The 22,700-nt window shown below is 67.8% G+C and carries 19 protein-coding genes and 1 pseudogene; 9 read left to right on the top strand and 11 right to left on the bottom strand.

The annotated features are described in order from the left end of the window. Positions 1–72: 72 nt before the first annotated feature. Complete coding sequence (locus AC0MAZ_RS14520; protein ID WP_475858289.1) at positions 73–1,614, bottom strand: class I adenylate-forming enzyme family protein; 1,542 nt, start codon at positions 1,612–1,614, stop codon at positions 73–75. 2 nt (positions 1,615–1,616) lie between these two features. Beyond that, positions 1,617–2,795, bottom strand: a complete 1,179-nt coding sequence (locus AC0MAZ_RS14515) for an acetyl-CoA acetyltransferase (RefSeq protein WP_203647052.1) — start codon at positions 2,793–2,795, stop codon at positions 1,617–1,619. Between the two features lie 141 nt (positions 2,796–2,936). On the opposite strand from AC0MAZ_RS14515, the gene AC0MAZ_RS14510 reads away from it, so the two are divergent. After that, complete coding sequence (locus tag AC0MAZ_RS14510; protein ID WP_203647054.1) at positions 2,937–3,509, top strand: LuxR C-terminal-related transcriptional regulator; 573 nt, start codon at positions 2,937–2,939, stop codon at positions 3,507–3,509. A 48-nt stretch (positions 3,510–3,557) separates the two neighbouring features. Here the strand turns inward: AC0MAZ_RS14510 and AC0MAZ_RS14505 are convergent, their stop codons facing one another. After that, positions 3,558–4,202 carry an ankyrin repeat domain-containing protein gene (locus tag AC0MAZ_RS14505; RefSeq protein ID WP_203647056.1) on the bottom strand — a complete coding sequence of 215 codons (645 nt, stop codon included), beginning with the start codon at positions 4,200–4,202 and terminating at the stop codon, positions 3,558–3,560. Positions 4,203–4,360: 158 nt separating this feature from the next. Here AC0MAZ_RS14505 and AC0MAZ_RS14500 point away from each other — a divergent pair, with 158 nt between their 5' ends. Next, a complete protein-coding gene (locus tag AC0MAZ_RS14500; RefSeq protein ID WP_203647059.1) occupies positions 4,361–5,242 on the top strand; it encodes a LysR substrate-binding domain-containing protein in 882 nt (293 codons plus the stop codon). Positions 5,243–5,278: 36 nt separating this feature from the next. On the opposite strand, the gene AC0MAZ_RS14495 is transcribed toward AC0MAZ_RS14500, so the two are convergent. From AC0MAZ_RS14495 to AC0MAZ_RS14465, 7 genes and pseudogenes are all read right to left on the bottom strand, one after another. Further along, complete coding sequence (locus tag AC0MAZ_RS14495) at positions 5,279–6,007, bottom strand: DUF899 domain-containing protein (protein ID WP_475858286.1); 729 nt, start codon at positions 6,005–6,007, stop codon at positions 5,279–5,281. Between the two features lie 157 nt (positions 6,008–6,164). Then, positions 6,165–7,610 (bottom strand): curlin, encoded by a 1,446-nt coding sequence (locus AC0MAZ_RS14490; protein ID WP_203647063.1) that lies wholly within the window; start codon positions 7,608–7,610, stop codon positions 6,165–6,167. Between the two features lie 30 nt (positions 7,611–7,640). Then, entirely contained in the window at positions 7,641–8,111 is a 471-nt protein-coding gene (locus tag AC0MAZ_RS14485; RefSeq protein ID WP_203647065.1) for a curlin, read from the bottom strand. 13 nt (positions 8,112–8,124) lie between these two features. Then, positions 8,125–10,359, bottom strand: coding sequence for an Ig-like domain-containing protein (locus AC0MAZ_RS14480; protein ID WP_475858285.1), 2,235 nt, complete (start codon positions 10,357–10,359; stop codon positions 8,125–8,127). A gap of 26 nt (positions 10,360–10,385) precedes the next feature. Continuing rightward, on the bottom strand, positions 10,386–11,732 hold the full coding sequence (locus tag AC0MAZ_RS14475; protein WP_475858284.1) for a hypothetical protein: 1,347 nt from the start codon (positions 11,730–11,732) through the stop codon (positions 10,386–10,388). Positions 11,733–12,034: 302 nt separating this feature from the next. Further along, positions 12,035–12,541, bottom strand: a pseudogene (locus AC0MAZ_RS14470) (flavin reductase family protein); the annotation flags it as partial. 120 nt (positions 12,542–12,661) lie between these two features. Next, positions 12,662–13,831 carry a p-hydroxyphenylacetate 3-hydroxylase oxygenase component gene (locus AC0MAZ_RS14465; RefSeq protein ID WP_254465021.1) on the bottom strand — a complete coding sequence of 390 codons (1,170 nt, stop codon included), beginning with the start codon at positions 13,829–13,831 and terminating at the stop codon, positions 12,662–12,664. 325 nt (positions 13,832–14,156) lie between these two features. Between AC0MAZ_RS14465 and AC0MAZ_RS14460 the strand changes: the two genes are divergently transcribed. From AC0MAZ_RS14460 to AC0MAZ_RS14435, 6 genes are all read left to right on the top strand, one after another. Continuing rightward, positions 14,157–15,644, top strand: coding sequence for an aldehyde dehydrogenase family protein (locus AC0MAZ_RS14460; RefSeq protein ID WP_475858283.1), 1,488 nt, complete (start codon positions 14,157–14,159; stop codon positions 15,642–15,644). A gap of 2 nt (positions 15,645–15,646) precedes the next feature. Next, the gene (locus tag AC0MAZ_RS14455) at positions 15,647–16,306 is read left to right on the top strand and encodes a helix-turn-helix transcriptional regulator (RefSeq protein WP_475858281.1); all 660 of its coding nucleotides are present in this window, start codon (positions 15,647–15,649) and stop codon (positions 16,304–16,306) included. A 76-nt stretch (positions 16,307–16,382) separates the two neighbouring features. Next, positions 16,383–17,201, top strand: a complete 819-nt coding sequence (locus AC0MAZ_RS14450) for a molybdenum cofactor biosynthesis F family protein (RefSeq protein ID WP_203647073.1) — start codon at positions 16,383–16,385, stop codon at positions 17,199–17,201. Further along, entirely contained in the window at positions 17,198–17,989 is a 792-nt protein-coding gene (locus tag AC0MAZ_RS14445; RefSeq protein ID WP_475858280.1) for an SDR family NAD(P)-dependent oxidoreductase, read from the top strand. Before AC0MAZ_RS14450 ends, AC0MAZ_RS14445 begins: the two co-directional genes overlap by 4 nt. Beyond that, on the top strand, positions 17,986–18,753 hold the full coding sequence (locus AC0MAZ_RS14440) for an SDR family oxidoreductase (RefSeq protein ID WP_475858278.1): 768 nt from the start codon (positions 17,986–17,988) through the stop codon (positions 18,751–18,753). The genes AC0MAZ_RS14445 and AC0MAZ_RS14440 overlap by 4 nt, the downstream gene beginning before the upstream one ends. Positions 18,754–18,921: 168 nt before the next feature. Continuing rightward, positions 18,922–20,208, top strand: coding sequence for an alginate export family protein (locus tag AC0MAZ_RS14435; protein WP_475861436.1), 1,287 nt, complete (start codon positions 18,922–18,924; stop codon positions 20,206–20,208). Positions 20,209–20,329: 121 nt separating this feature from the next. On the opposite strand, the gene AC0MAZ_RS14430 is transcribed toward AC0MAZ_RS14435, so the two are convergent. Further along, complete coding sequence (locus tag AC0MAZ_RS14430; protein ID WP_254465016.1) at positions 20,330–21,208, bottom strand: Dyp-type peroxidase; 879 nt, start codon at positions 21,206–21,208, stop codon at positions 20,330–20,332. A gap of 174 nt (positions 21,209–21,382) precedes the next feature. Between AC0MAZ_RS14430 and AC0MAZ_RS14425 the strand changes: the two genes are divergently transcribed. Next, complete coding sequence (locus AC0MAZ_RS14425; RefSeq protein ID WP_475858276.1) at positions 21,383–22,273, top strand: bile acid:sodium symporter family protein; 891 nt, start codon at positions 21,383–21,385, stop codon at positions 22,271–22,273. Positions 22,274–22,700 lie beyond the last annotated feature (427 nt).

The following is a 22,700-nucleotide window of genomic DNA, read 5'->3' as shown; positions in this document are numbered from 1 at the left end:
CGGGTTTACCCGCGAAGGGCTGCAAAGCAGCCCCAATAAGTGCGATGAAGCGCTAACTGACTGGCATTAGGGTCAGTGGCTGGCGAACGCCCCGTCGGCGTCCTGCAGCCACTGGCGCAGCTGGGTCTTGAGAATCTTGCCGTAGCTGTTTTTCGGCAGCTCGGCGCAGAACAGGTACTTCTTCGGTTTCTTGAACGAGGCCATGCGCGCCAGGAACCATTGGTTGAGCACCTGGGCATCGAGGCTGCCGGGCGTGCGCGGCACGACGAAGGCCACCACCGACTCGCCCCACTCGGCGTCGGCCTCCCCCACCACGCAGGCCTCGAACACCTCGGGATGCTGGATCAGCACCTCCTCGACTTCGCGCGGGTAGATGTTGCTGCCGCCGGAGATGATTACATCCTTGCTGCGGTCGGTCAGGCTCAGGTAACCGCGCTCGTCGAGAAAACCGATGTCGCCGGTGCGCAGCCAGCCGTCCACCAGGGCCTCCCGGGTGGCCTGCGGATCATTCCAGTAACCCTGCATCACCACCGGCCCGCGCACGCTGATCTCGCCGGGTTCGCCGGCCGCCAGCGGCTGGCCCGCGCCGTCCACCACACGCACCTCGACACAGGCCTGGGCCCGCCCCACCGAGGCGGCGATGGCGGGCCAGTCGGGGTGCTCACGGTCGGCGATGACCTCACGCGACAGCGCGCTGATGGTCATCGGGCATTCGCCCTGGCCGTAGATCTGCACCAGGCGCGGGCCGAAGGTGTCCAGGGCCTCGCTGAGGTCCGCCAGGTACATCGGGCCACCGCCGTAGACGATGGTCTTGATGCCCGCGCCGTCATAACCCTGTTGGCGGGCCTGCTCGACCATGCGCTTGACCATGGTCGGCGCGGCGAACAGGCAGATCTGTCCCAGAGTCTGCGCTAGGCTGAACAGCTCGACGGCCTGGAAGCCCCGGGACAGCGGCACCACGTGCCGGGCGCCGCAGCGCACGTGGACGAAGTTGTACAGCCCGGCGCCATGGGACATCGGCGCGGCGTAGACCACGGCATCGACGGCGGTTACCGGGTCGACGTCCAGCGGGTAGCACAGCGACATGGCGACCAGGTTGCCATGGGACAGCATCACGCCCTTGGAACGCCCCGTGGTGCCGGAGGTGTAGAACAGCCAGGCCAGGTCGCTGTCCTGACGCGGGTGCGGCTGCGCCAGTTGATCGCTGTCGAGCGCGCCGGGCGCGGCCAGGACAGGCGCAGCCAGCTCACGGCAGCCGACTGGCAGGGTCGCGCTGTCGAAGAGCTCGCCCTCGTCGGTATAGATCAGGCGCGCCCCGGCATTGCCGGCAATCCAGGCCGCTTCCAGGGCGTGCAGCTTGCTGTTGATCGGCACCGCCACCGCCCCGCTCCACCAGATGGCGTAGAGCAGTTCCAGGTAGACGCAGCTGTTCTTCATCAGCAACGCCACCCGGTCGCCCGGTTCGATGCCATGCACGTCACGCAGTTCCAGTGCCCGTGCCCGCACCTGGGCGGCGAACATCCGGTAATCGGCCACCTGACGCTCCCCGTCGAACAGCGCCGGACGCTCGGGCCAGCGCTGGGCCGCATCCTGCAGCCAATGGGCGATGTTCATCCTCAGACCCTGACCGCTTGCAACACGCTGGCATAGTTGGCCACCGCCATGCCGCCCATGTTGAACAGCAGGCCGAACTCGGCGTTGGGCACGCCCAGGCCGATGGGCTTGCCGGTCAACTGGGCGAAGCCCAGGGCATGCATCGACACCCCGGTGGCGCCCACCGGATGGCCCTTGGCCTTGAGCCCGCCGGACAGGTTCACCGGCAGCCGTCCGCCCTGGCGCACGATGCCATCGTCCAGCGCCCGGTGCCCCTCGCCCCTTGGCGCCAGGCCCATGGCCTCGTAGATCAGCAGTTCGGCGATGGTGAAGCAGTCGTGCACCTCGGCGAAGCTCAGGTCGTTCAGGGTCACCCCCGCCTCGCGCAACGCCCCGTGGATCGCCCGTTGCGGCCCCTCGAAGGCCAGCATGTCGCGACGCGACAGCGGCAGGAAGTCGTTGACCTGGACCATCGAGCGGATCGCCACCTGGCGGCGCATCGAGCGGGCGCGCTCGGGCGAGGCCAGGACGATCGCCGCCGCGCCATCGCTGATCAGCGAGCAGTCGGTCAGGCGCAGGGGCGCGGCGATCAGCGGGTTGCTTGGCGACACCTGGTTGCAGTGTTCGAAGTCCATCACCCGGTGCATCTGCGCCAGCGGGTTGGCCATGGCGTTGGCGTGGTTCTTCACGGCGATGGCCGCCATCGACGCCAACGGGCTGTGGTAGCGCTCGGTGTACTGCTGCGCTACCTGGCCGAACAGCTGGGCGAAGCTAAGCCCGGCTTCCGCCAGGTCGTTCTGGTAGCCAGCGCCGGCCAGCGCCCGGGTGACCTCGACCGTGCTGTTGCCGGTCATCTTCTCCGCGCCGACCACCAGCACCAGCTCGGCGGCGCCGCTGCGGATCGCGTTGATCCCGGCCTGGATCGCCGCCGAGCCCGAGGCGCAGGCGTTTTCGCAGCGGGTGGCGGGCTTGAAGCGCAGTTGCGGGTCGGCCTGCAGCATCAGCGAGGCCGGGAAGCCGTCGGCCACCAGGCCTGAGTTGAAGTGGCCGAGGAACAGCGCGTCGATCTCGGCGGCGTCGATGGCCGCGTCCTGCAGGGCATCGCGGGTGACCTGGACGATCAGGTCCTCGAGGTTCAGGCCATCCAGGCGGCCGAAGGGACTGTGCGCGGCGGCGACGATGGAGATGGAATCGTGGAGCATGGTGGTTTTCTTCTGTCCTTGAAGCGGGTATTGCATACAATGTGGCAGTACCCGAATCCCACGCTAGTTGGGGCAACTACGTACGCGAGTAAGTAGTGAGCCGTACGGGACACCACCACAAGCACCAAGGCAGGAAGCCTGATGACCGTACCCACCCACGCCTCCCCGGACCTCGAACGCCTGGCGTTCCAGGTTTCACCGGCGCCGCAACTGATCACCGGCCACCGGCGCATGCTTGACTGCAACGAGGCCTTCTCCCGGCTGTTCGGCTATACCCGTGAAGAACTGCGCGGGCATCTGACCTTGCTGCTCTACCCTTCCCACGCTGATTACCAGAGCATCGGCGAGCGCAGCGAGCACTGGCTGCGCAACGGGCTGGGCGCCTTCTACTCCGACGAACGCTTCATGCAGCACCGCAATGGCGAGGTGTTCTGGGCCCGGGCCCAGGGCTTCACGCTGACGGTGGAGGATCCGTTCAAGCTGATGATCTGGCATTTCGAACGGCTCGACCGGCAGCCGGCGCCGACGGTGCAACTGACGCCGCGTGAGCGGGAAATTTCGTTGCATATCGTCAATGGGCTGACCTGCAAGGAGGTGGCGCGGCGGTTGGGGATCTCGCATCGGACAGTGGAAGTGCATCGGGCACGGCTGATGAAAAAATTGCAGGCGAAGAACAGCGCGGAGTTGGTGTCGAAGATCATTTTCATCAGTTGATTGCGGGTCATCAGCAACCCGCAAACAGGTCGCTTGCCTGAACGGACCCTACCTTTGCAGCAGGGCCACCATCTCCTGGTATCCGCGCTGGCGGGCATGCTCCAGCGCGGTCACGCCATCCTTGTCGGCGATCCGTGGATCCGCCCCGGCCGCCAGCAGCCGGCGCACGATCTCCACATGCCGCGGGCCGCCATCGCCGAGGATCACCGCCTCGAGCAGCGCGGTCCAGTGCAGGCGGTTGAGATGGTTCACGTCGACGCCGGCATCGATCAGCAGCTGCACGGTCTCGACATGGCCGCGCTCGGCCGCCGGGATCAGCGCGGTGCCGCCGTAGCGGTTGGTACTCCTCAGGTCGGCGCCATGGGCCAGGGTCAGGCGCAGGATGTCGTTCAGCCCGCGGGCGCCGGCATACAGGTAGGGGCTGTCGTTGATATTGTCCTTGGCGTTGACGTCGGCCCCGGCCTCGATCAGCACCTTGGCCACATCCACCTGGTTGGCGTGGGTCGCCACCAAGAGCGCGGTCTGGCCCTGCTCGTCGCGGGTGTCCGGCGGTGCGCCCTGCTCCAGCAACTGGCGCACGACTGGCGCATCACCCCGTTGGGCGGCATCGAGCAAGGCGGTGTTCATGGTCGTGGTCTCGGCATGGGTGGCAAGGCTCAGGCTCAACAGCAAGGCGGCGAACGGCAGGCGCATGGGCATCGGTTCCTTGTGCGACGAAGCTCCAATGTAGGGCCCTGATCGTTGTAGCAGAAGTGAATTATCTGGATGCAACCCAGTGTATTTGCGCATGTTGCCGGGTAGCGGTTCCCATGGTAGAAGTCAGGTTTGTCATTCAGAAGCTGAATACCAAGATGTCTTCCAGCGTAAAACCGAATAGGGCCCTGTTCGACCTCGACCTGCTGCGCGCCATCGTCGTGGTGGCCGACTGCGGCAGTTTCACCACCGCCGCCGCACGGCTGCACTCCACCCAGTCGACCATCAGCCAGAAGGTTCGCCGCCTCGAAGACATGGTCGGTCATCGCCTGCTGGTGCGCGGCAACCGCGACGTGCTGCCCACCGATGCCGGGCAGACCTTGCTCGGCTATGCCCGCCACATGCTGGCCTTGAACGACCAGATGCTCGAAGCCCTGGCCGGGGCCATGGTCGGCGTCACCGTGCGCCTGGGGGTGCCGGAGGATTTCGTCGGCGGACGCACCACCAACGCGCTGTCCGCGTTCAGCCGGCGCCATCCGCAGGTCAAGCTGGAGGTTACCAGCGGCCTGTGCCGCGACCTCAGCCAGGCCTACGACAACGGCGAGCTCGACCTGGTGCTGCTCAAGCAGCGGCGCAACAGTCGCGAGGGCGTGGCCTGCTGGCCGGAGCGGTTGCAGTGGATCGACAGCGTACGCACACCGTCCTTCGAACTCGATCCGATTCCGCTGGTGACCTTCCCGCCACGCGGGCTGTACCGCGACGACATGATCAATGCGATCGAAGGCATGGGCCGGCGCTGGCGCATCAGCTTCACCAGCTCCAGCCTCAGCGGGATCCAGGCAGCGGTGGCCGACGGCATGGGCATCAGCCTGCTTCCTCCACGCGCGGCGCTGGCCGAGCACCGGGTATTGGGTGCCGAGCAAGGGCTGCCTGAAGTGGACAGCTACGAGATCGTGATCGTGCATCGGCCGACGGCGGACGTGATGGTCAAGGCGCTGGCCGAGGTGCTGACGGAGTTGCTGGCGCTGCGGGCGATCTGATACGGCCATCGCGACTTGCCCCGCGATGGCACTCTCTCAGTCCCCACAACAGTGGGGTTTGTCCTGGGCGTCCTCATAGCGATCATGATGCCGCACCCAGTCCATCGTCCCTTCCTCGTTGCGCCCCAGGGGCGCCAGGTCGAGGAAGTTGTAGGCGTTGACCAGGATGTCCAGCCCCCGGGCATAGGTGGAATAGGTGTGGTACAGGTTGCCGTCGGCCTCCCGGTAGAACGCGCTCAGCCCGGGCAGCTCCGCCTCGTTGCCGGTATAGGGTTCGTAGTTGTACTGGGCGCTGCCGTCGGTGGCGACACTGACCCCGAAGTCCTGGTTGAAGGGGCTGCCATGCGAGGAGTACCACGGGAAGCGCCAGCCCATGCGCTGGCGGAACGCCTGGAACTCGGCATAGGGCGCCCGCGACACCGCCACCAGGGACACGTCATGGTGGGCCAGGTGCAGGTTGGCACCGTCGAAGTGGTCGGCGAGGAACGAACAACCCGGACAGCCTTCGTTCCAGCCTTCGGCGAACATGAAGTGATAGACCAGCAACTGGCTGCGTCCGGCGAACAGCTCGGTCAGGCCCAGCTCGCCGTGCGGGCCGTGGAATCGGTAGTCCTGTTCCAGCCGCACCCAGGGCAAGGCGCGGCGGGCGGCGGCGAGTTCATCGCGTTGATGGGTGAAGGCTTTCTCATGCAGCCAGAGTTGCTGGCGGGCGGCAAGCCACTGGCTGCGCGTGACCACGGCATGCTTGGGGATGGGATGGCTCATGGGCGTGACTCCACGCTGGGGGTTCACCAGGTGGTCGAACGGGTAGCGAATGTTTCGACAGGCCTTGTGCCGTTACCGACGGATGGTCACGCAAAGCGGGGAAAAAGGAACCGCGGCGCCAGGGAGAGCAAACACCGCGGTCCAAGGGGGGAGCCTGTCACTGCTGGGTTACAGTCGCCGAGTTGGCATTGCCGTACTGGGTGATGGTGGCGGTCTGGCTTGCGCCGCTCTGGTCGACGAACGCCTGGTTGCCGTTGCCACCCTGGGTCACGTAGGCAAGGTTGGCCACGTCGGTCTGCTTGATGGTGGCCTCGTTGCCATTGCCGTACAGCTGGTAGGTGTAGCTCTGGTTGCCACTGCCCGACTGGTCGAGGGTGATGCTGCCGCCATTGCCGGCGGCCAGGCCTTCGGCGTAGTTGGCGGTGCCGCGCTGGTCGGCGATGAGCAGGTTGTCGCTGCCGTTCTGCTCGAAGTACAGCTCATTGTTGCTGTCGGCCTGGCGGGTTTCCATCTGGTTGCGGTTGCCGTTCTGGTCCAGCCGCGCGACCTGGGCGTTGCCTTCCTGGGTGATGTTGACGCCGTTGCCATTCCCGGTCTGGTTGATCTGCGCCTGTTGGCCGACGCCGAACTGCCCACCGGATTTTTCGCCCTTCCAGTTGCTGGCCATGATCTTGTTGGCATTGCCCGCCGTGCTGATGGTCAGGCTGTGGTTGTCGCCGGTCTGGTAGGTGAAATGCAGGTTGTTGTTGCCTACTTGGGAAATACTGGTCACCGCCTGGCTGGTCTCGTACTGGTCCGACCAGCTGGCATTGCCGCGACCGGTCTGGCTGAGGCCTGCGCTGTTGCCCTGGCCGAAGCTCTGGTCGATGTAGCCTTCGTTGGCCTGGCCATTCTGGTACACGCTGGCCTGGCTGGCGGCCTGGTTGTCCTGCCACACCTCCACCGAGTTGCCGGTGCCGTACTGGTCGATGCCGATGGTGCCGCCCAGGCCGTCGCGCTGGTCGCCATAGGCCCAGTTCTGCTTGCCCTCCTGGTAGATCGCGATATCGCCGTCCTGGTGAGTCATGTGCTCGGCGGCCGCCTGGTTGCCGGTGCCGCCCTGCATGATCACGCTCTTGTTGTTGCTGCCGCCGAACAGCTGCTCGACCGTGGCGTCGTTGCCATGGCCTGACTGCAAGGTGGTGGCCTGGCTGCCCAGCTGGGTGTCCTGCCAGATGACCGAACGGTTGCCGCTGCCCAGCTGGATCTGCAGGGACTCGTTGTTCTCGCCCACCGACTGGCTGGCGAAGGCGTCGTTGAGGCTGCCGCCGGACTGCTGGGTGATCTGGCTGCCGTTCTCGTACAACTGCTCGGCGTAACCGGCGTTGAACGAGCCGGTGGCGCTCTGCTGGATATGGCTGGTGCTGTTGTCCTGCAGCGCCATGTGGTTGTGGTCGTGGCCGGTCTGGTTCTGCGTGGCCGAGGCGAACGGCGCCTGGCTCTGCTTGACCTCGGCGATGTTCTGGTTGCCCTGCTGGGACTGGGTCGAGATGCTGTCGTCGGCCATGGCCTGGCCGGCAAGGGCCAGGACGATGGCAGCGCTCAGGGGGGCGAGCTTGTGCATGGTGTTGCCTCCAGATCTGTCGTGTTGGGCCTAGCGGTATTGGCTGACATGGACCTGCTGGCCGTTGCCGGCCTGGGTCACGGTGCTGTTCAGCCCCGTGCCGCGCTGGTCGATGGTGGCGCTGTTGTGGTTGCCGATCTGCTCGATGGCGGCGCTGTTGTCGCTGCCGTTCTGGCGGATCGTGGCGTTGTTGCCCTGGCCCTGCTGGCTGATCGCGGCCGTCAGGTCGCTGCCTTCCTGCAGGATGTACGCCTCCTGCGCGCTCCCGGCCTGGACGATCCGGCCCAGCAGGGCCTGGCCGTTCTGGTCGAGGGCGGCGCGGTTGCCCGTGCCCAGCTGCTCGATCACCGCAACCTGGCCGGCAGCGGTCGGCAGCAGGCGCAGCACCAGCGGCTCGCCGAGGTCGCTGCCGACGGCGAGGTCGGCGTTGTCCATCAGGTCGTCGGCCAGGGCCTGGCCGGTCAGGGCCAGACTCAGCAGCAGTGGGTACAGGGCGTTCATGGCATCCCTCCGTTTACTGCACCACCACGTTGACCGTGCGCGTGGTGCCCTGGCTGCTGGTCACCGTGGCGGTCGGCGCGGCGGTGGGCACCAAGGTCGTGCTGTTGCTCACCGTCAGGCGCCAGCGGCCGGTGACCGGCACGGTGGTGGTACCGAGGGTCTGCACGCCGGTGGTGGTGGTCACGCGCACGGTGATGGTGTTGCCGGTGGTCACCGAGGATGTGCCGCTGATATCCCAGTTGAAGCGGTTGTTCGAGCGCGCCGTGACCGTCGCCGCGGTGACCGCGAAGGTTTCCTGGGCCGGCCGTGGCGACACCTGCACGGTGACCGTGCCGGGCGTCGAGGTGGCGCCGATCGAGTCACGGGCGATGTAGCTGAAGCTGGTGCTGAAGGCCGCGCTCACCGTGGCCGGCGGCGTGTAGGTGATCACGTTGCCGTCGGTGCTGACCGTGCCGCGCCCGGCCGGGGTCGGCTGGGTAACGCTGGCGATGGTCAGAGGCAGGTTGCCTTCCGGGTCGGTGTCGTTGGCCAGGGCGTTGATGGTCAGCGGCACGCCGAGGGTGGCGACGCTGTCGGCCACCGCGCTCGGTGGACGGTTCGGCGCGACGTTGACGGTCACCGTGGCCGGGGTCGACTTCAGGCCCTTGGCGTCCTGGGCGCGGTAGCTGAAGGTCGCCACCACTGGCGCGGTGGCGCCGGCCGGCGGGGTGTAGGTCACCGCGGTGGTGCCGTTGAGTACCACGCCGCCCAGGCCGGTGCCCGGCTGGGTGAGGTCGGTGATGCTCAGTGGCACGTTGCCGTCCGGGTCGCTGTCGTTGGCCAGCAGGTTGAGGGTGATCGGCACCCCGACACTGGTGCTGGCGCTGTCGGCCTGGGCCACGGGGGCCTGGTTCTCGGTGGGCACCGGGGCATTGCCGACCACCACCACCGGCTCCACGTCGATACCGCCGTGGGCCGACTTGACGGTGATGCTGGCGGGTGGCTGGGCCAGGTCGTTGACCGTCAGGCTCTGCTGCACGCCGGACTTGGACATGCGCCCGAAGCCCTGAACCAGCAGGTCGGGCACCACCACTTCATCGCTGGAGCGAGCCTCGACCAGCAGGCGCTTGGCGCTCCAGTCGTAGCGTGCGGTGGCGACCTTGACCACATCGCTGAGCTTGCTCGACAGCGCCGTCGGCCGCGTGGTGCCGGCCGGGCTGCTGGCGGTGACCACCACCACCGACGGTGGCACGGCCTGGCTCAGCTGCTGGCTGAAGAACAGCCCGTTGTTGTCGGCGAGCATGCTGAACTGGCATGGCGAGGGCGGCGAGCCGATCAGCGCCAGGCCGTTGCGCAGGCACAGGCTGGCGCTGTTCGGCGCCTTGGCGAAGACCTCGACGCGGGTGCCGGCGGCGTTGCGCTGGTAGGTGGCGCGCTGCAGCGTCACCGGGGTCTGCTGGCGCTGGTCGAGGACCTTGCCGGAGACGGTGAAGACGTTGGTCTGGATGGTGCCCGCCGGGCCCTGGATGCGCACGAAGTTGGTGTTGTTCGGGCTGCCGGTCACCGCCTCGGTGATGTTCGGGTCGCCGACGAAAGTCTCGGTGGCACCGGTGTCCGGGTTGACCTCGGTGTACGGGCCGCCGACGCCGCGCAGGAACGGGCCGAGGTTACCGTTCAGGGCGCCGCTGAAGTTGCCCGGCGCGCCGATGCCGATGTCGCGGGTGATGTTGATCGCCCGTCGGCCGGCGGTGGTCACGTTGACCGTCTCGACCCCGAACGGGTGGGTGATGGTGTAGGTGCCGGTGCGCGGCACCGAGGCGCGGATGCGAATGCGGGCAAAGCTCTGCTGGTCGCCGTTGACCGGGTTCTCGGCGGCGAAGGCCGCCTCGAGGCCGGCGACATAGACTTCCAGCTCGTAGCCGCTGTTGCCCACCTGCGGGATCTCGGTCTCGGCCAGGAACCAGAACATCTCCGGCGGCCAGTTGTCCGGGAACACCAGCGGCAGGGTGTCGTCGTAGACCCCGGGCTCGGGCAGCAGCGTGCACATGTAGGCCGGGGCGCCCGGCGCACCCGGTGCCCGCGAGCTGGTGGCGCGTGACTGGCACAGCTCCAGGGCAAGGTTGTTGGCGTCCTTGTACCACATCGGGTAGCCCCCGGTGGCGAAGGTGTAGGGGCCGGGATCGACCTCGCTCAGCGCGGCCCAGGCCGCGCTGCTGACGGTAAGGGTGAAACCGGCGGCGCACAGCGCCCGACGCGACCAAGTATTCATGCGGCCTCCTTGAAGGCGGTGTCTGTTCATGGCACCAGCACCACGTCTTCGTTGTCGCTGCCGCCGTGGCTGCTGGTGACTTGCACCTCCGCCGGCGGGATGGGTGACAGCCCGGTGGTCAGGGACTTGACCGCGCCGTTGCCGCTCAGGTTGCCGATCAGCGTGCCGTTGCCGGTGCGGGCGGTGAGTGCGGGCGGACTGGTCTCGTCGCTGCTGCTGGCGACCAGGGTCAGCTGGCCGCTGGCCAGGCTGTATTCGGCGCGGCTGATGGTCACCAGGTCGGTCAGCGGCATGGCGGCGCTGGTCGGCGTGCTGGTGGTGATGGCCAGGCTGTTGTCGGCGGTTACCTGCAGGGTCAGCGGCAGGGTCGGGTTGAGCGCCGACTGGCCGTACCAGGCGCCGGTGCCGTTGGCCTCGCCCAGGGGCAGGGTCGGCGTCTGGCTGGTCAGGGTGACCGTGGCCGGCGCCGGCGGCGCCATGACGAACACATCCTGCTGGGCCCGCAGGTCACCGTTGACGGTGTGCCGCGAGTAGGTGCTGCGCTGCGGGATCAACGGCGTCGGCCGGTTGACCGTGGACAGCTTGCCGGAGATGGCGAACAGCTCGGTGCGCAGGTCGATGCCGTTGGGCCCTTCGATGCGCACGAAGTTGGTGTTGAACGGGCTGCCGGTGACCGGTTCTTCCAGGTTCGGGTCACCAATGTAGCTTTCGCTGGCGCCGGTGCCGGGGTTGGTTTCGGTGTAGGGGCCGTTGACGCTGCGCAGGAACGGCCCGACGTCGCCTTTGAGCGCGCCGCTGTAGTCGCCGGGAGAGCCGATGCCGATATCGCGGGTCATGTTGATCGCCCGGCGCCCGCCCGCCGGCACGTCGAACACGTCGACGCCGTAGGGATGGGTGATGGTGTAGGTGCCGGCCACCGGCACATCGACGCGGATGCGCACCCGAGCGAAGCTGACCTGGTCGCCATCCACCGGCTCCTCGGCGCTGAAGGCGGCCTCGATGGCCGAGCCGAAGCTCAGGTCGATGCCGCGGGCGGCATCGACGATGGCGGCGTCGGCGGTAAACCAGAAGGCCTCGTCGGGGAAGTTGCTGGGGAAGACGATCGGCCGGGTATCGTCGAACACGCCGGGTGTGGGCAGCAGCGTGCACATGTACGACGGCGCGCCGGGGGCGCCGGCGACCCGTGAGCTCACCGCCTTGGACAGGCACAGGTCGAGCACCCGGCCATGGCTGTCCTGGTACCAGGCGGGGAACTTGCCGGTGGGCAGGGTATACGGGCCGCTGTCGACCGCATACAGCGCAGCCTGGGCCGGTAGCTGGAGCAGGCCGGCGAAGATCGCCACGGCCAGCGGGTGGGGAGTCGGTCGGTGCATGAGTTGCTTCCTCCTGCAAACGGGCCCATGGGTTGGGGCGTCTGCAGAGGCATCGGCAACTGTTGTGCCAGGTTTCCCATGGCCTTGAGAAATGGCTCTGGATCAAGGGTTCCAGCGTGCCTGACCGGTATCCGGCGAAGTGTTGCAGATGGGCGGGTGGACCCAGCATTGGGGAATGGGGCCAGGGTGGCGAGGTATTCACCGCAAGGGATTGTGCGCCGGTCAGATCGAGCGCTGTGCGCGTGGTGCTCGATCTGGCCGGCGTTACAAGGCGTGCAGCGAACGCCTTGAATACGCTACCTCTCGGTACGACGTTCCATCAGCGTGTGCGGCAGGACCCTGGAGTACGCACCCTGGTGATAGAGCAGCGGCGAGCCGCCCAGGTCGTCGAAGGCCAGCACCCGGCCGAGGAGGATCCAGTGATCGCCGCCATCGATCTGCTGGAACTTCTCGCAGCGAAAACGCGCCGCGCAGCCTGGCAGCAAGGGCGCCCCACCCTCTCCGGTCTCGTGTTCGATTCCGGCGAAGCGGTCTTCGCTGGGGTGGGCAAAGGTGTTGGACAGGTCGATCTGGTCGGCGGCCAACACATTCACGGCGAAGTGCCCGGCGGCCTCGAACACCGCATGGCTGCCTGAGCGTTTGTCGATGCTCCAGAGCACCAGCGGCGGATCGAGGGATACCGAGTTGAAGCTGTTGGCGGTGACGCCGACCTTGCGCCCGGAGGCGTCGGCGGCGGTGATCACGGTGACGCCGGTGGCGAAGTTGCCCAGGGCGCGGCGGAAGGCGCGGCTATCGAAGGGAGTGGACATGCAAGGCTCCGTCATTGTTATCGGGCTGGGTCGGTTTGCGGGCGCGGGCTTGTCTGGTCGAGCGCTATCGCGGGGCAAGCCCGCTCCCACGTTGTTCCGTCCATGTTTATCGGTTGCAGATCAGGTCATCGCCGGGTCCGGCTCCAGCCCCATCAGCTCGCGCCCGAGGATCTGCGCGCAGACGTCGTAGTCGGTGTAGGCATGCGCGCCGGTCATGTGCGCATCGCGGAACAGCCGCTGCAGCTCGTTGCCGTCGAACCAGGCGCCGCCGCCGGCCGCCTCCATCAGCCGATCCACGGCCTGGATGCACAGCTTGACCGCGTAGCCCTGGTTGGTGCGCCAGTACGTCAGTTCCGTGCGGGTCGGGTATTGGTGCCGGGCGCTGTACTCGGCGATCTGCTCCCAGCTCTTTTCCAGCAACGCCCGCGCCGCGGCGACCTGGTGGGTGGACTCGGCCAGGCGCATCAGCGCCGGGGTGGCCGCGCCGACGGCGGCGCCGGTGTAGGCGCGCACGCGGTTGCGGGTCTTGTCCCTGAAGACCTCGAGCATTCGCTCGGCGATGCCCAGGCTGACCGTGGAGAACCCGCTGGCGAAGTACGGCCGGTAGGGGTTGAAGTAGATCGCGCTGTCCGGGTACAGCCCGAAGCCAGCCGACTGGCCCTCCATCATGTCCCTGGCCTTCTGGATGCGGTGTTCGGGCACGAAGGCACGCTCGACGATCAGCGTGCGGCTGCCACTGGCGCGCATGCCGGTGGCGAACCAGTCGTCGCGGATCTGGTAGTCGCTGCGCGGCAGCACGGCGAAGCAGTAGTCCTGGCCGCCCTCGGGGTTGGCCCGGCGAAAGCCCATGATCGCCCACTCGGCGTGGTCACAGCCGCTGCTCCAGCCCATCTCGCCGCTGAACAGCACACCGCCCTCGACCTCCTCGGTGCGGCCGAACGGCGCGATGCTGCTGCTGGCGGTGGCGTCCGGGTCGCGGCCCCAGATCTCGTCCTGCAAGCGTGCCGGGAACATCGCCAGCTGATGGCTGTGGGTGCACAGCAGGCTCATCGCCCAGGCGGTGCTGGCGCAGGCGCCGGCCAATGCGGCGATGCACTCGGCGAACTGCGGCAGGCTGATTTCCAGGCCGCCGTAATGCCTGGGCAGGAAGGCCTTGTGCAGGCCGATGGCCTTGAGCGCGGCGATGTTCTCGGCGGGCACGCTGCGCTCGCGCTCGGCCTGGTCGGCGCGGGCGGCGATGGCCGGCAACAGGGGCTTGAGGTCTTCGAGCAGGGAGTTTGGCTTTTTCATGGTCTGGCTCATTGTTATTGGACCCTGGCGAACGCTGCCTGGAAGGGGCCGCTCGCTGATGAATGCCGGGTCAGTATGGGAGCCGTGGGCGAGGTGGAAAATGCAACTTCCGCACCTCGGATTGCACTTTTCGTGGCGCCTGGCAGGCAGGGTCATGGGGGCGGCACGGGCAGACAAGAAGCACAGGGCTGCGCGTCGTAACCTGCAACAAACCAGCGCCACAGATCCCTGTAGGAGCGGGCTTGCCCCGCGATCACCGGCACAGCCGGTGCCAAGCAGCGCAGCGCCTGGATCAACGCATCTCGCCATTACCCGGAGCCCTGCCATGAGCGATATCCCCCTCCTCCCCAGCGTCAGCGCCTTCCTGGCCCGCGACCACGGTCTGTACATCCATGGCGCATCGGTCGCCAGCCAATCCAGCGCCCGCATCACCGTGCACAACCCGGCCAACGGCGAAGCCATCGCCCAGGTCGCCGATGCCAACCTGGCCGATGTCGAGCGCGCCGTCGAATCGTCCCGCCAGGGCTTTGCCAGCTGGTCGCGCACCAGCCCCGCCGCCCGCGCCGCGGTGTTGTTCCGCCTGGCCGACCTGCTGGAGGCCAACCGCGAGGAACTGGCCCAGCTGGAAACCCTGCAGTCGGGCAAGCTGATCGGCATCGCCCGCGCCTTCGAGGTGGAGCAGGCCGCGCACTTCCTGCGCTATTACGCCGGCTGGGCCACCAAGATCACCGGCCAGACCATCACCCCGTCCCTGCCCTCCTTCGCCGGCGAGCGCTACAGCGCCTTCACCCTGCGCGAGCCGGTGGGCGTGGTGGTGGGCATCGTGCCGTGGAACTTCGCCACCATGATTGCTCTGTGGAAACTGGCCTCGGCCCTGACCACCGGCTGCAGCATCGTGCTCAAGCCCAGCGAATTCACCCCGCTGACCCTGCTGCGCATCGCCGAGCTGGCCAGCCAGGCCGGCCTGCCGCCGGGCGCGCTCAATGTGCTGACTGGCGGCGGCCTGGTGGGCAAGGCGCTGGTCGAGCACCCCGGCACCGACAAGGTGTCGTTCACCGGCTCCGTGCCCACCGGCATCGCCGTCGGCCAGGCGGCCATGGGCGCCAAGCTGACCCGGGCGACCCTGGAGCTGGGCGGCAAGAACGCGGTGGCGTTCCTGCCCGATGTCGCCGTCGACAAGGCGGTGGACGGCATCATCGAGGCCGGCTTCCTGCACTCCGGGCAGATCTGCGCCGCCGGCGAGCGCTTCTACGTCCATCGCTCGCGCCTCGACCCGCTGCTCGAAGCCCTGTCCCAGCGCCTGGGCCAGTTGAAGATCGGCTCACCCCTGGACGAAGCCACCCAGTTCGGCCCGGTGGCCAACAAACCGCACCAGCAGAAGCTCGGCGAGCTGTTCGCCACTGCCCGTGCCGAGGGCAACCGCATCGTCCATGGCGGACGCCTCGGCGACGGCCCAGGCTGCTTCGTCGAGCCCACGGTCATCCTCGCCAACAACGTGGGCGACACCCTGCTCAACCAGGAAACCTTCGGCCCGGTGGCGACCTTCCTGCCCTACGACCATGAGGACGAACTGATCCACCTGATGAACGCCTCGCCCTACGGTCTGAGCGCGAGCCTGTGGACCAACGACCTGGGCAAGGCCATGCGCCTGATCCCGGAGATCCAGGCCGGGACCCTGTGGGTCAACATGCACACCCTGCTCGACCCGGCGGTGCCGTTCGGCGGCATCAAGGCCTCGGGTATTGGCCGCGAGTTCGGCTCGGCCTTCATCGACGACTTCACCGAGCTGAAGTCGGTGATGATCCGCTACTGACCATGACCCACGCCAACCACGACCTGGGCCGCTACTGCCTGCAGGCCTTCAGCCAGCAGGTGCCGGCCTCGCTGGCGGCGTTCTACCGCATCGATGCCGGGCAGCAGGCCTGCGACTTCCTGTTGCAGGACCTGCAGGCACCGATGCATGCCCGCTACCTCGAGCACTACCGGGCCTTCGACCCGCTGCAGCCCGAGCGCTGCCTGGCCATCGGCCAACCGGTGGTGTCGCTGCGCCAGGGCCTGGCCTGCCTGCCCGAAGCCAAGGGCCAGACCTACCGGCGTTTCCTCGCGCAGCATCAGGTGCTGGACGTGGTGGAGATCATCGCCCAGGCCGATGGCCGCCCCGTGGCCGGCGTCTCGCTGTTGCGCTGTGCCAGCCTCGGTGAGTTCCGCAGCGACGAGCTCGAACGCCTGCTGCCCCTGCACGGGCTGATGCAGCTCGCCGTGGCCAGCCAGCCGCTGGCGAGCGCGCCCGCGCCCGTCGAACTGACCCCACGGGAACGGCAGATCGCCGAGCTGCTGCGCCACGGCAGCAGCAACAAACTGATCGCCCGCGCCCTGGGCGTCGGCATGCCGACGGTGAAGACCCACCTGATCAACCTGTTCCGCAAACTCGGCGTGCGCAACCGCACCGAGCTGGTGGCCAGCCTCTACCTGTGACTCAACCTTCCGGTTGATACCGCCGCCTGTCACGCCGTTGCACCCTGTGGCCACCCCAACCACAGGAGTCACCGCCATGCCCAACACTGCCGACTGGATCACCGTGGGCGCCCTCGCCGACGGCTTCGCGCCCGAGGCCTTCATCCTGCCGCAACTGGCCGACCTGTCCGGGCGCACGCTCACCCTGCACTTCGCCAATGGCTGGGTCATCGAACACCGCTTCGACAGCGAGCGCCTGCACTGGCGCGCGGCGGACGGCCACAGCAGCGGCAGCGCCGGCTACCGGGCCACCTCGGTGCGCCCCGGCATCTACCTGGTCGACTTCATCAAGCACGAGGCCGGCCAGGCCTGGTCGGTGTCGCTGGTGCTCGACACCCTCGAGCACGCCTTCACCGCCGTGCTCGGCCGCTTGCCCGACCAGGCCCGCACCCAGCGCGGCCTGTACGCCCTGGCCCTGGCCGGCGAAGCGCTGACCGGCGTCGAAGCCAGCTTCCTGCACGGCAGCCTCGACCGCCCCTGGCAGGCCGGCGCCTGCCCCCACGCGCCGACCACCGAGCTGGTCGGCCTGCGCAACCACTACCGCTACAGCCCCACCGAGGAGTACGAGCACATCTACCTCAACGCCAACTACTACAGCTGGCAGTGCCTCAAGGGCGTCGAGCAGGGCCTGTGCGACACCGACCGGGCGTACTACTACAAGATCGCCGAGCAGCTGTACCTGTTCGTCTGGTGCGAGAAGATCGTGCCCACCCTGGGCCTGGTGATGATCGACCTGGCGCACCACCGCAGCGACGGCAAGATTTTCGGCTACCAGGGCGGCGGCTTCGATGCGCTGGCCAATTTCCCGGTGTCGTCCCACTGCCGGGTGCTCAACCGCACGGAGCCTGCGCAGTGAGCCGCGGCGTGCTGATCACCGGGGCCGGCAGCGGCATCGGTGAAGCCTGCGCCCTGCGCCTGGCCGGCCAGGGCTGGCAGGTGGCGCTGGTAGGCCGTCGCCGCGAGGCGCTGGAGCGCGTCGCGCGGCTGTGCGATGGCCTGGTGCTGGCCGGCGACGCCGCCGACAGCGCCACCTGGGCCGGTTTCATCGAGCAGGTGCGCGCCCGTTTCGGCGGCCTCGACGCGGTAATCGCCTGCGCCGGCGGCCATGGCCTGGGACCGGCCGAGCAGACCAGCGACGCCGCCTGGCGCGAGGCCCTGCGCGGCAACCTCGACAGCGCCTTCCACACTGCCCGGGCCTGCCTGCCGTTGCTGCGCGAGCGGCGCGGCAGCCTGGTGCTGCTGGGCTCCATCGCCTCGCTGGCGGCCGGCCCCGAGGTCTGCGGCTACACCACCGTCAAGCATGCCCTGGTCGGCCTGACCCGCTCACTGGCCCGCGACTACGGGCCATTCGGCGTGCGGGTCAACTGCGTCTGCCCGGGCTGGGTGCGCACGCCCATGGCCAACCAGGAGATGCAGCCATTGATGGATCACTACCAGGAAGACCTCGACGCCGCCTACCGCCGGGTCACCGCCGACGTGCCGCTGCGTCGCCCGGCCAGCAGCGACGAGATTGCCGCCGTATGCCAGTTCCTGGTCGGCGCCGAGGCCAGCATCGTCACCGGCGCGGTGATCACCGCCGATGGCGGTTCGACCGTGGTCGACGTGCCGACTTTGGCCTACACCCGCCTGGAGCCATCGGCATGAACGCGCGCTACGACTTCAAAGGTCGCACGGTGCTGGTCACCGGCGCGGCGGGCGGCATCGGCCAGGCCATCGTCGAGGGTTTCGCCCGTGGCGGCGCCCGGGTGCTGGCGCTGGACCTCGACCCGCAGGCGTTGCAGCGCCTGGTCGAGGACCAGGTGGCGTTGGGGCACGAGGTTCGTGGGGAGGTCCTCGACCTGGCCGACCCCGGCGGGATCCGCGCCTCGCTGGCCGGACTGCAACGCCTGGACGTACTGGTGCACAACGCCGCCTACTTTCCACTCACCCCACTCACCGAGATCGACCCGGCACTGTTGCAGCGCACCCTGGCGGTGAACCTGGGCGCATTGTTCTGGCTTGTCCAGGGCGCCCTGCCCCTGTTCCGCCGCCAGGGTGATGGATGCGTGCTGGCCACCTCGTCGGTGACCGGGCCCCGGGTGGCCTACCCGGGCCTGAGCCATTACGCGGCGTCCAAGGCCGGGGTCAATGGCTTCATTCGCAATGCCGCGCTGGAACTGGCGGCGTTCAACGTGCGGGTCAACGGCGTGGAACCGGGGATGGTGCGCACACCGGCCATGGACAACCTCGGCGATACCGCCCTGAACGCCCGGATCGCCGCCGGCGTGCCCCTGGGGCGACTGGGCGAGCCGGCCGATATCGCCGCGGCGATGCTGTTCCTGGCCTCTGACGCCGCCCGCTACATCACCGGCCAGACCCTGGTGGTCGACGGCGGCGCGACCTTGCCGGAGAGCGCCGCGAGCCTGTGATGGCGGTGATATGCAAGACCGCTGGCAGCCACGGGCAAGACCGCCGCCAGCGTTCCACGCGCTAATAGCCCGTCGCCTTTCGACACTGCCTCCACAACAACGCGGCACCCAAGACCGCACACAACAAACGAGGATCGATCCATGCGTCTCACCCCACGTCGCACCGCAATGGCCGCGGCCCTGGCCCTGCTGGTCCATGGCCCGGCCAGCCCGGCCTACGAGCTGTACGCCGCCGACGACAGCCACCTGAATGCCGACCTGCTCGCGGTCTGGGGCATGTTCAATAGCCGCCACAACTACGACGGCACTCCCGGCGGCTCGACCTGGCGCGAGGGTTTCATCAAGTACGGCCTCAGCGGCGACCAGGGCCTGGGCGGCAACGGCAGCCTGTACGGCGCCTTCAACTGGGTCAGCTCCGGCGCCTGGGGCGACGGCGACGCCGGCGGCAACCAGGACGGCTCCGAACGCACCACCAAGATCGAGGACGCCTACCTGGGCTGGCGCTCGGGTGATCTGTTCCCGTTGCTGGGCAAGGATGGCGTTGACTTGTCCGGCGGCCGCCAGGTGATCCGCCTGGGCAGCGGTTTCCTGATCAACGACGACGGCCCCAACCTGGGCAAGGGCCCGGCCGACGGCCAACTCAACCGCGGCGGCGGCTTCTACCTGGGCGCGCGCCACGCCTTCGACCGCACCGCGGTGCTGCTCCTGGGCGGCAAGCAGGGGCTGCATGGCAGCGTGCTGTGGCTCAAGTCCGACAACCGTGCCCAGGCCGAAACCGAGCTGGCGGCCGGCACCCTGGACTACACTCATGAACTGGGCACCCTGGGCCTGACCTATATCCACGGCATCGACGTGACCGACCAGTGGGCCAGCGAGTTCCAGAAGGCCCGTGAGGGCATGGATGTGTACAGCCTGCGCGGCGAAGGTGGCGTCGGGCTGGAAAACACCCGCTTCGCTTTCGAGTACGCCTGGCAGGACAAGCGCGGTGGCCGCGAGACCGCCTGGTACACCGAGGCCGCCTACACCTTCGCCGAAGCCCCATGGGCGCCGCAGCTGACCTACCGCTACACCCGCTACTCGGCGGGCTGGGACCTGCTGTTCACCGGCCTGTCCAGCGGCTACGGCACCTGGATCCAGGGCGAGGTCGCCGGCAACTATGCCGGGCCGTTCAACACCAACAGCGGCATCCACCACATCGGCCTGAAGGCCACGCCACGGGACGACCTCACGGTCGGCGCGCTGTTCTTCGACTTCGATACCGTGCGCACCCGCGACACCCTGAACCTGGATGCCCAGGAGCTGGACCTGTATGTGGAGTGGGCGGTCAACGAGCACCTGATCGTCACCCCGCTGCTGGGGCTGTTCAAGCCGCGCAAGGATCAAAGCAATGGCGGCAACCAGGTGGGGAGCGGAACCAACGTTTATAGTCAGTTGACGGTGGCGGTGCCGTTCTGAAGGGGTACCGGGGGCGCCCTGCGCCCCGTTCGCGGCACAAGGCCGCTCCTACAGGGACGCGCATTCTGCTGTAGGAGCGGCCTTGCGCCGCGAAAGGGCTGCGCAGCAGCCCCAGGATCCATCAGCCCAGCAGAAGGCGCAGGTCGGCACCGACTTCAGCCAACGGCGGGCACCAGTAGTACCCCCCCGTCAACGGCCGGCTGAAGCGGTACAGGCCATCGATCACGCCATCCTCGAGCCCGCTCATGCGCCGCAGCTGCACCTCGAAGGCATCCAGCGAGAAGCCCAGGGCGACGAACGCCAGGCCGGCGCCACGCTCGTCGGTCCACGCCACCGAACGACGTACAACGAACGCCTCCGGCGCGAAGCTTTCCTGGGCGGTACGCTTGACGTGGGCCGATTCGGGTGCATCGTCGAGCTCTTCGTTGTCGCTCAGGCGGCGGCCAATGATGTTGTCCTGTTCAGCCTGGGGCAGCGACTTGAAGTACTCCAGGTCGTGCTTCCACAGCTGGAACGCGGCAAAGCTGGAGCCCGCCAGGCCAGGCGCCTCGCCCGGCACGATGGCCGCGGCGACGGCGTCTTCGTCCACCGGGTTCTCGGTGCCGTCTTCGTAGCCGGTCAGGTCGTGGCCGCCGCGGTGCAGGAAACCGTCGACGCTGTCGACCAGGCGCAGGGCCGGCGCCAGCGCCTGCTGCAGGGCCTGGGCGCGCAGGAACAGCTCGCCGCGTTCGGCGCCGCGCAGCCACAGCCACAGGGCGTGCTGGGTCGCCGGGTTCTCCACCACCGCATCCAGTTGCGGGAAGCTGCGCAGGCCCGGCACTTCGCGGCCCAGGGCCTTGGCCAGCGGCGCGCCGACGCCCAGGATCAGGCTCTGCCCATCGACCTGCGGCAACAGCTGGTCGAGGACGGCGGGCAAGGCCTCGAGCGAGTCGAGGGCGAAGAACAGGTGGCGGGCATGGGCCGGCACCGGAGTGGCAAGCAGACCTGGCTGGAACGGCATGACAGGCGAATCCTCGGCAAAAGGTCGAATGCTACTGCGCCGTGCGATGCACCGCAACGCGACACAGGGCCGCTCGCCCCGGTAACAATCGGTTACCAAGGTAGGCCAGTTGCGATTAGCTATCGTTGCGCCACCACCTACACTCCTCGGAATCCTTCGCCCGAGAGACCGCCCATGACCGCCTCCCCGCTGCTCACCGCCCTTCTGCCGCTGGCCCTGGGTATCATCATGCTCGGCCTGGGCCTGTCGCTGACCCTGGCCGACTTCGCCCGGGTGGTGAAGTACCCCAAGCCGGTGGTGATCGGCCTGGTCTGCCAGATCCTGCTGCTGCCGCTGGTGTGCTTCCTGATCGCCAACGGCTTCGGCCTCGAATCGGCGCTGGCGGTAGGCCTGATGCTGCTGGCCGCCTCTCCGGGCGGCACCACCGCCAACCTGTTCAGCCACCTGGCCCATGGCGACGTGGCGCTGAACATCACCCTGACCGCGGTCAACTCGCTGATCGCCATTCTCACCATGCCGCTGCTGGTCAACCTGTCGCTGATCTGGTTCATGGAATCGGACCAGGCCATCCCGCTGCAATTTGCCAAGGTCATGCAGGTGTTCGCCATCGTCCTGCTGCCGGTGGCGCTGGGCATGCTGATTCGCCGCTGGACGCCGCGCTTCGCCGCGCGCATGGAAAAACCGATGAAGATCATCGCGGCGCTGTTCCTGGCCTTCACCATCGTCCTGGCCCTGGCCAAGGACTGGCAGACCGTGGTCGAGTACGCGCCGATCGTCGGGGGCGCCGCGCTGCTGTTCAACCTGCTCAGCCTCGCGGTGGGCTACTGGGTGCCGCGCCTGCTGAGCATTCCGAAGCGCCAGGCGATCGCCATCGGCATGGAGATCGGCATCCACAACGGCACCCTGGCCATCGCCCTGGCCCTGAGCCCGACGCTGCTCAACAACGCGACCATGGCGGTGCCGGCGGCGATCTACAGCCTGATCATGTTCTTCACGGCGGCGGGGTTTGGCTGGTGGGTGAGCCGGGGGCACAAGGCCGCCGGCACCGTCAGCGATTGCGCCTGAGTACCAGGTCTTTCAAGGTGTGTGACGTTAGAGTTGCAGCGCCTATCAGACCGAGCGCCGCCCGCGCGGCGCATCGCGGATGAATCCGCTCCTACATTTGTTGCAACGTGGCCATGCCTGATAGGCCATGGTTGTAAGCCTTGTGCGCTCGACGCGATTTTTCGGTGGGCGTTGCCGCCGCCCCGCTTGTCTCAAGACAGGCGCCAAGGCTGGCAACCATGGCCTTACAGGTTCGGTACGTTGCAACAAATGTAGGAGCGGATTCATCCGCGATGCGCCGCGCGGGCGGCGCTCGATCTTGCAGACGCTGCAAAGGTTGCGACGAACACTTTCCGAGCCCCGTTTCGGGTCGGACTCGGGATACTCACCACGCCTCGATGTTGGCGCCCCAGCCGGCGGATACTTCGCAACCATTGGATTCAGGCAA

The organism is Pseudomonas sp. A, assembly GCF_056270345.1.
This window is presented reverse-complemented; position numbering and strand designations above follow the sequence as displayed.

Bases quoted from the DNA above. Each gene is read 5' to 3' on its own strand.
- AC0MAZ_RS14520 (WP_475858289.1), bottom strand. From the start codon at position 1,614: ATGAACATCGCCCATTGGCTGCAGGATGCGGCCCAGCGCTGGCCCGAG.
- AC0MAZ_RS14515 (WP_203647052.1), bottom strand. From the start codon at position 2,795: ATGCTCCACGATTCCATCTCCATCGTCGCCGCCGCGCACAGTCCCTTC.
- AC0MAZ_RS14510 (WP_203647054.1), top strand. From the start codon at position 2,937: ATGACCGTACCCACCCACGCCTCCCCGGACCTCGAACGCCTGGCGTTC.
- AC0MAZ_RS14505 (WP_203647056.1), bottom strand. From the start codon at position 4,202: ATGCGCCTGCCGTTCGCCGCCTTGCTGTTGAGCCTGAGCCTTGCCACC.
- AC0MAZ_RS14500 (WP_203647059.1), top strand. From the start codon at position 4,361: ATGTCTTCCAGCGTAAAACCGAATAGGGCCCTGTTCGACCTCGACCTG.
- AC0MAZ_RS14495 (WP_475858286.1), bottom strand. From the start codon at position 6,007: ATGAGCCATCCCATCCCCAAGCATGCCGTGGTCACGCGCAGCCAGTGG.
- AC0MAZ_RS14490 (WP_203647063.1), bottom strand. From the start codon at position 7,610: ATGCACAAGCTCGCCCCCCTGAGCGCTGCCATCGTCCTGGCCCTTGCC.
- AC0MAZ_RS14485 (WP_203647065.1), bottom strand. From the start codon at position 8,111: ATGAACGCCCTGTACCCACTGCTGCTGAGTCTGGCCCTGACCGGCCAG.
- AC0MAZ_RS14480 (WP_475858285.1), bottom strand. From the start codon at position 10,359: ATGAATACTTGGTCGCGTCGGGCGCTGTGCGCCGCCGGTTTCACCCTT.
- AC0MAZ_RS14475 (WP_475858284.1), bottom strand. From the start codon at position 11,732: ATGCACCGACCGACTCCCCACCCGCTGGCCGTGGCGATCTTCGCCGGC.
- AC0MAZ_RS14465 (WP_254465021.1), bottom strand. From the start codon at position 13,831: ATGAAAAAGCCAAACTCCCTGCTCGAAGACCTCAAGCCCCTGTTGCCG.
- AC0MAZ_RS14460 (WP_475858283.1), top strand. From the start codon at position 14,157: ATGAGCGATATCCCCCTCCTCCCCAGCGTCAGCGCCTTCCTGGCCCGC.
- AC0MAZ_RS14455 (WP_475858281.1), top strand. From the start codon at position 15,647: ATGACCCACGCCAACCACGACCTGGGCCGCTACTGCCTGCAGGCCTTC.
- AC0MAZ_RS14450 (WP_203647073.1), top strand. From the start codon at position 16,383: ATGCCCAACACTGCCGACTGGATCACCGTGGGCGCCCTCGCCGACGGC.
- AC0MAZ_RS14440 (WP_475858278.1), top strand. From the start codon at position 17,986: ATGAACGCGCGCTACGACTTCAAAGGTCGCACGGTGCTGGTCACCGGC.
- AC0MAZ_RS14435 (WP_475861436.1), top strand. From the start codon at position 18,922: ATGGCCGCGGCCCTGGCCCTGCTGGTCCATGGCCCGGCCAGCCCGGCC.
- AC0MAZ_RS14430 (WP_254465016.1), bottom strand. From the start codon at position 21,208: ATGCCGTTCCAGCCAGGTCTGCTTGCCACTCCGGTGCCGGCCCATGCC.
- AC0MAZ_RS14425 (WP_475858276.1), top strand. From the start codon at position 21,383: ATGACCGCCTCCCCGCTGCTCACCGCCCTTCTGCCGCTGGCCCTGGGT.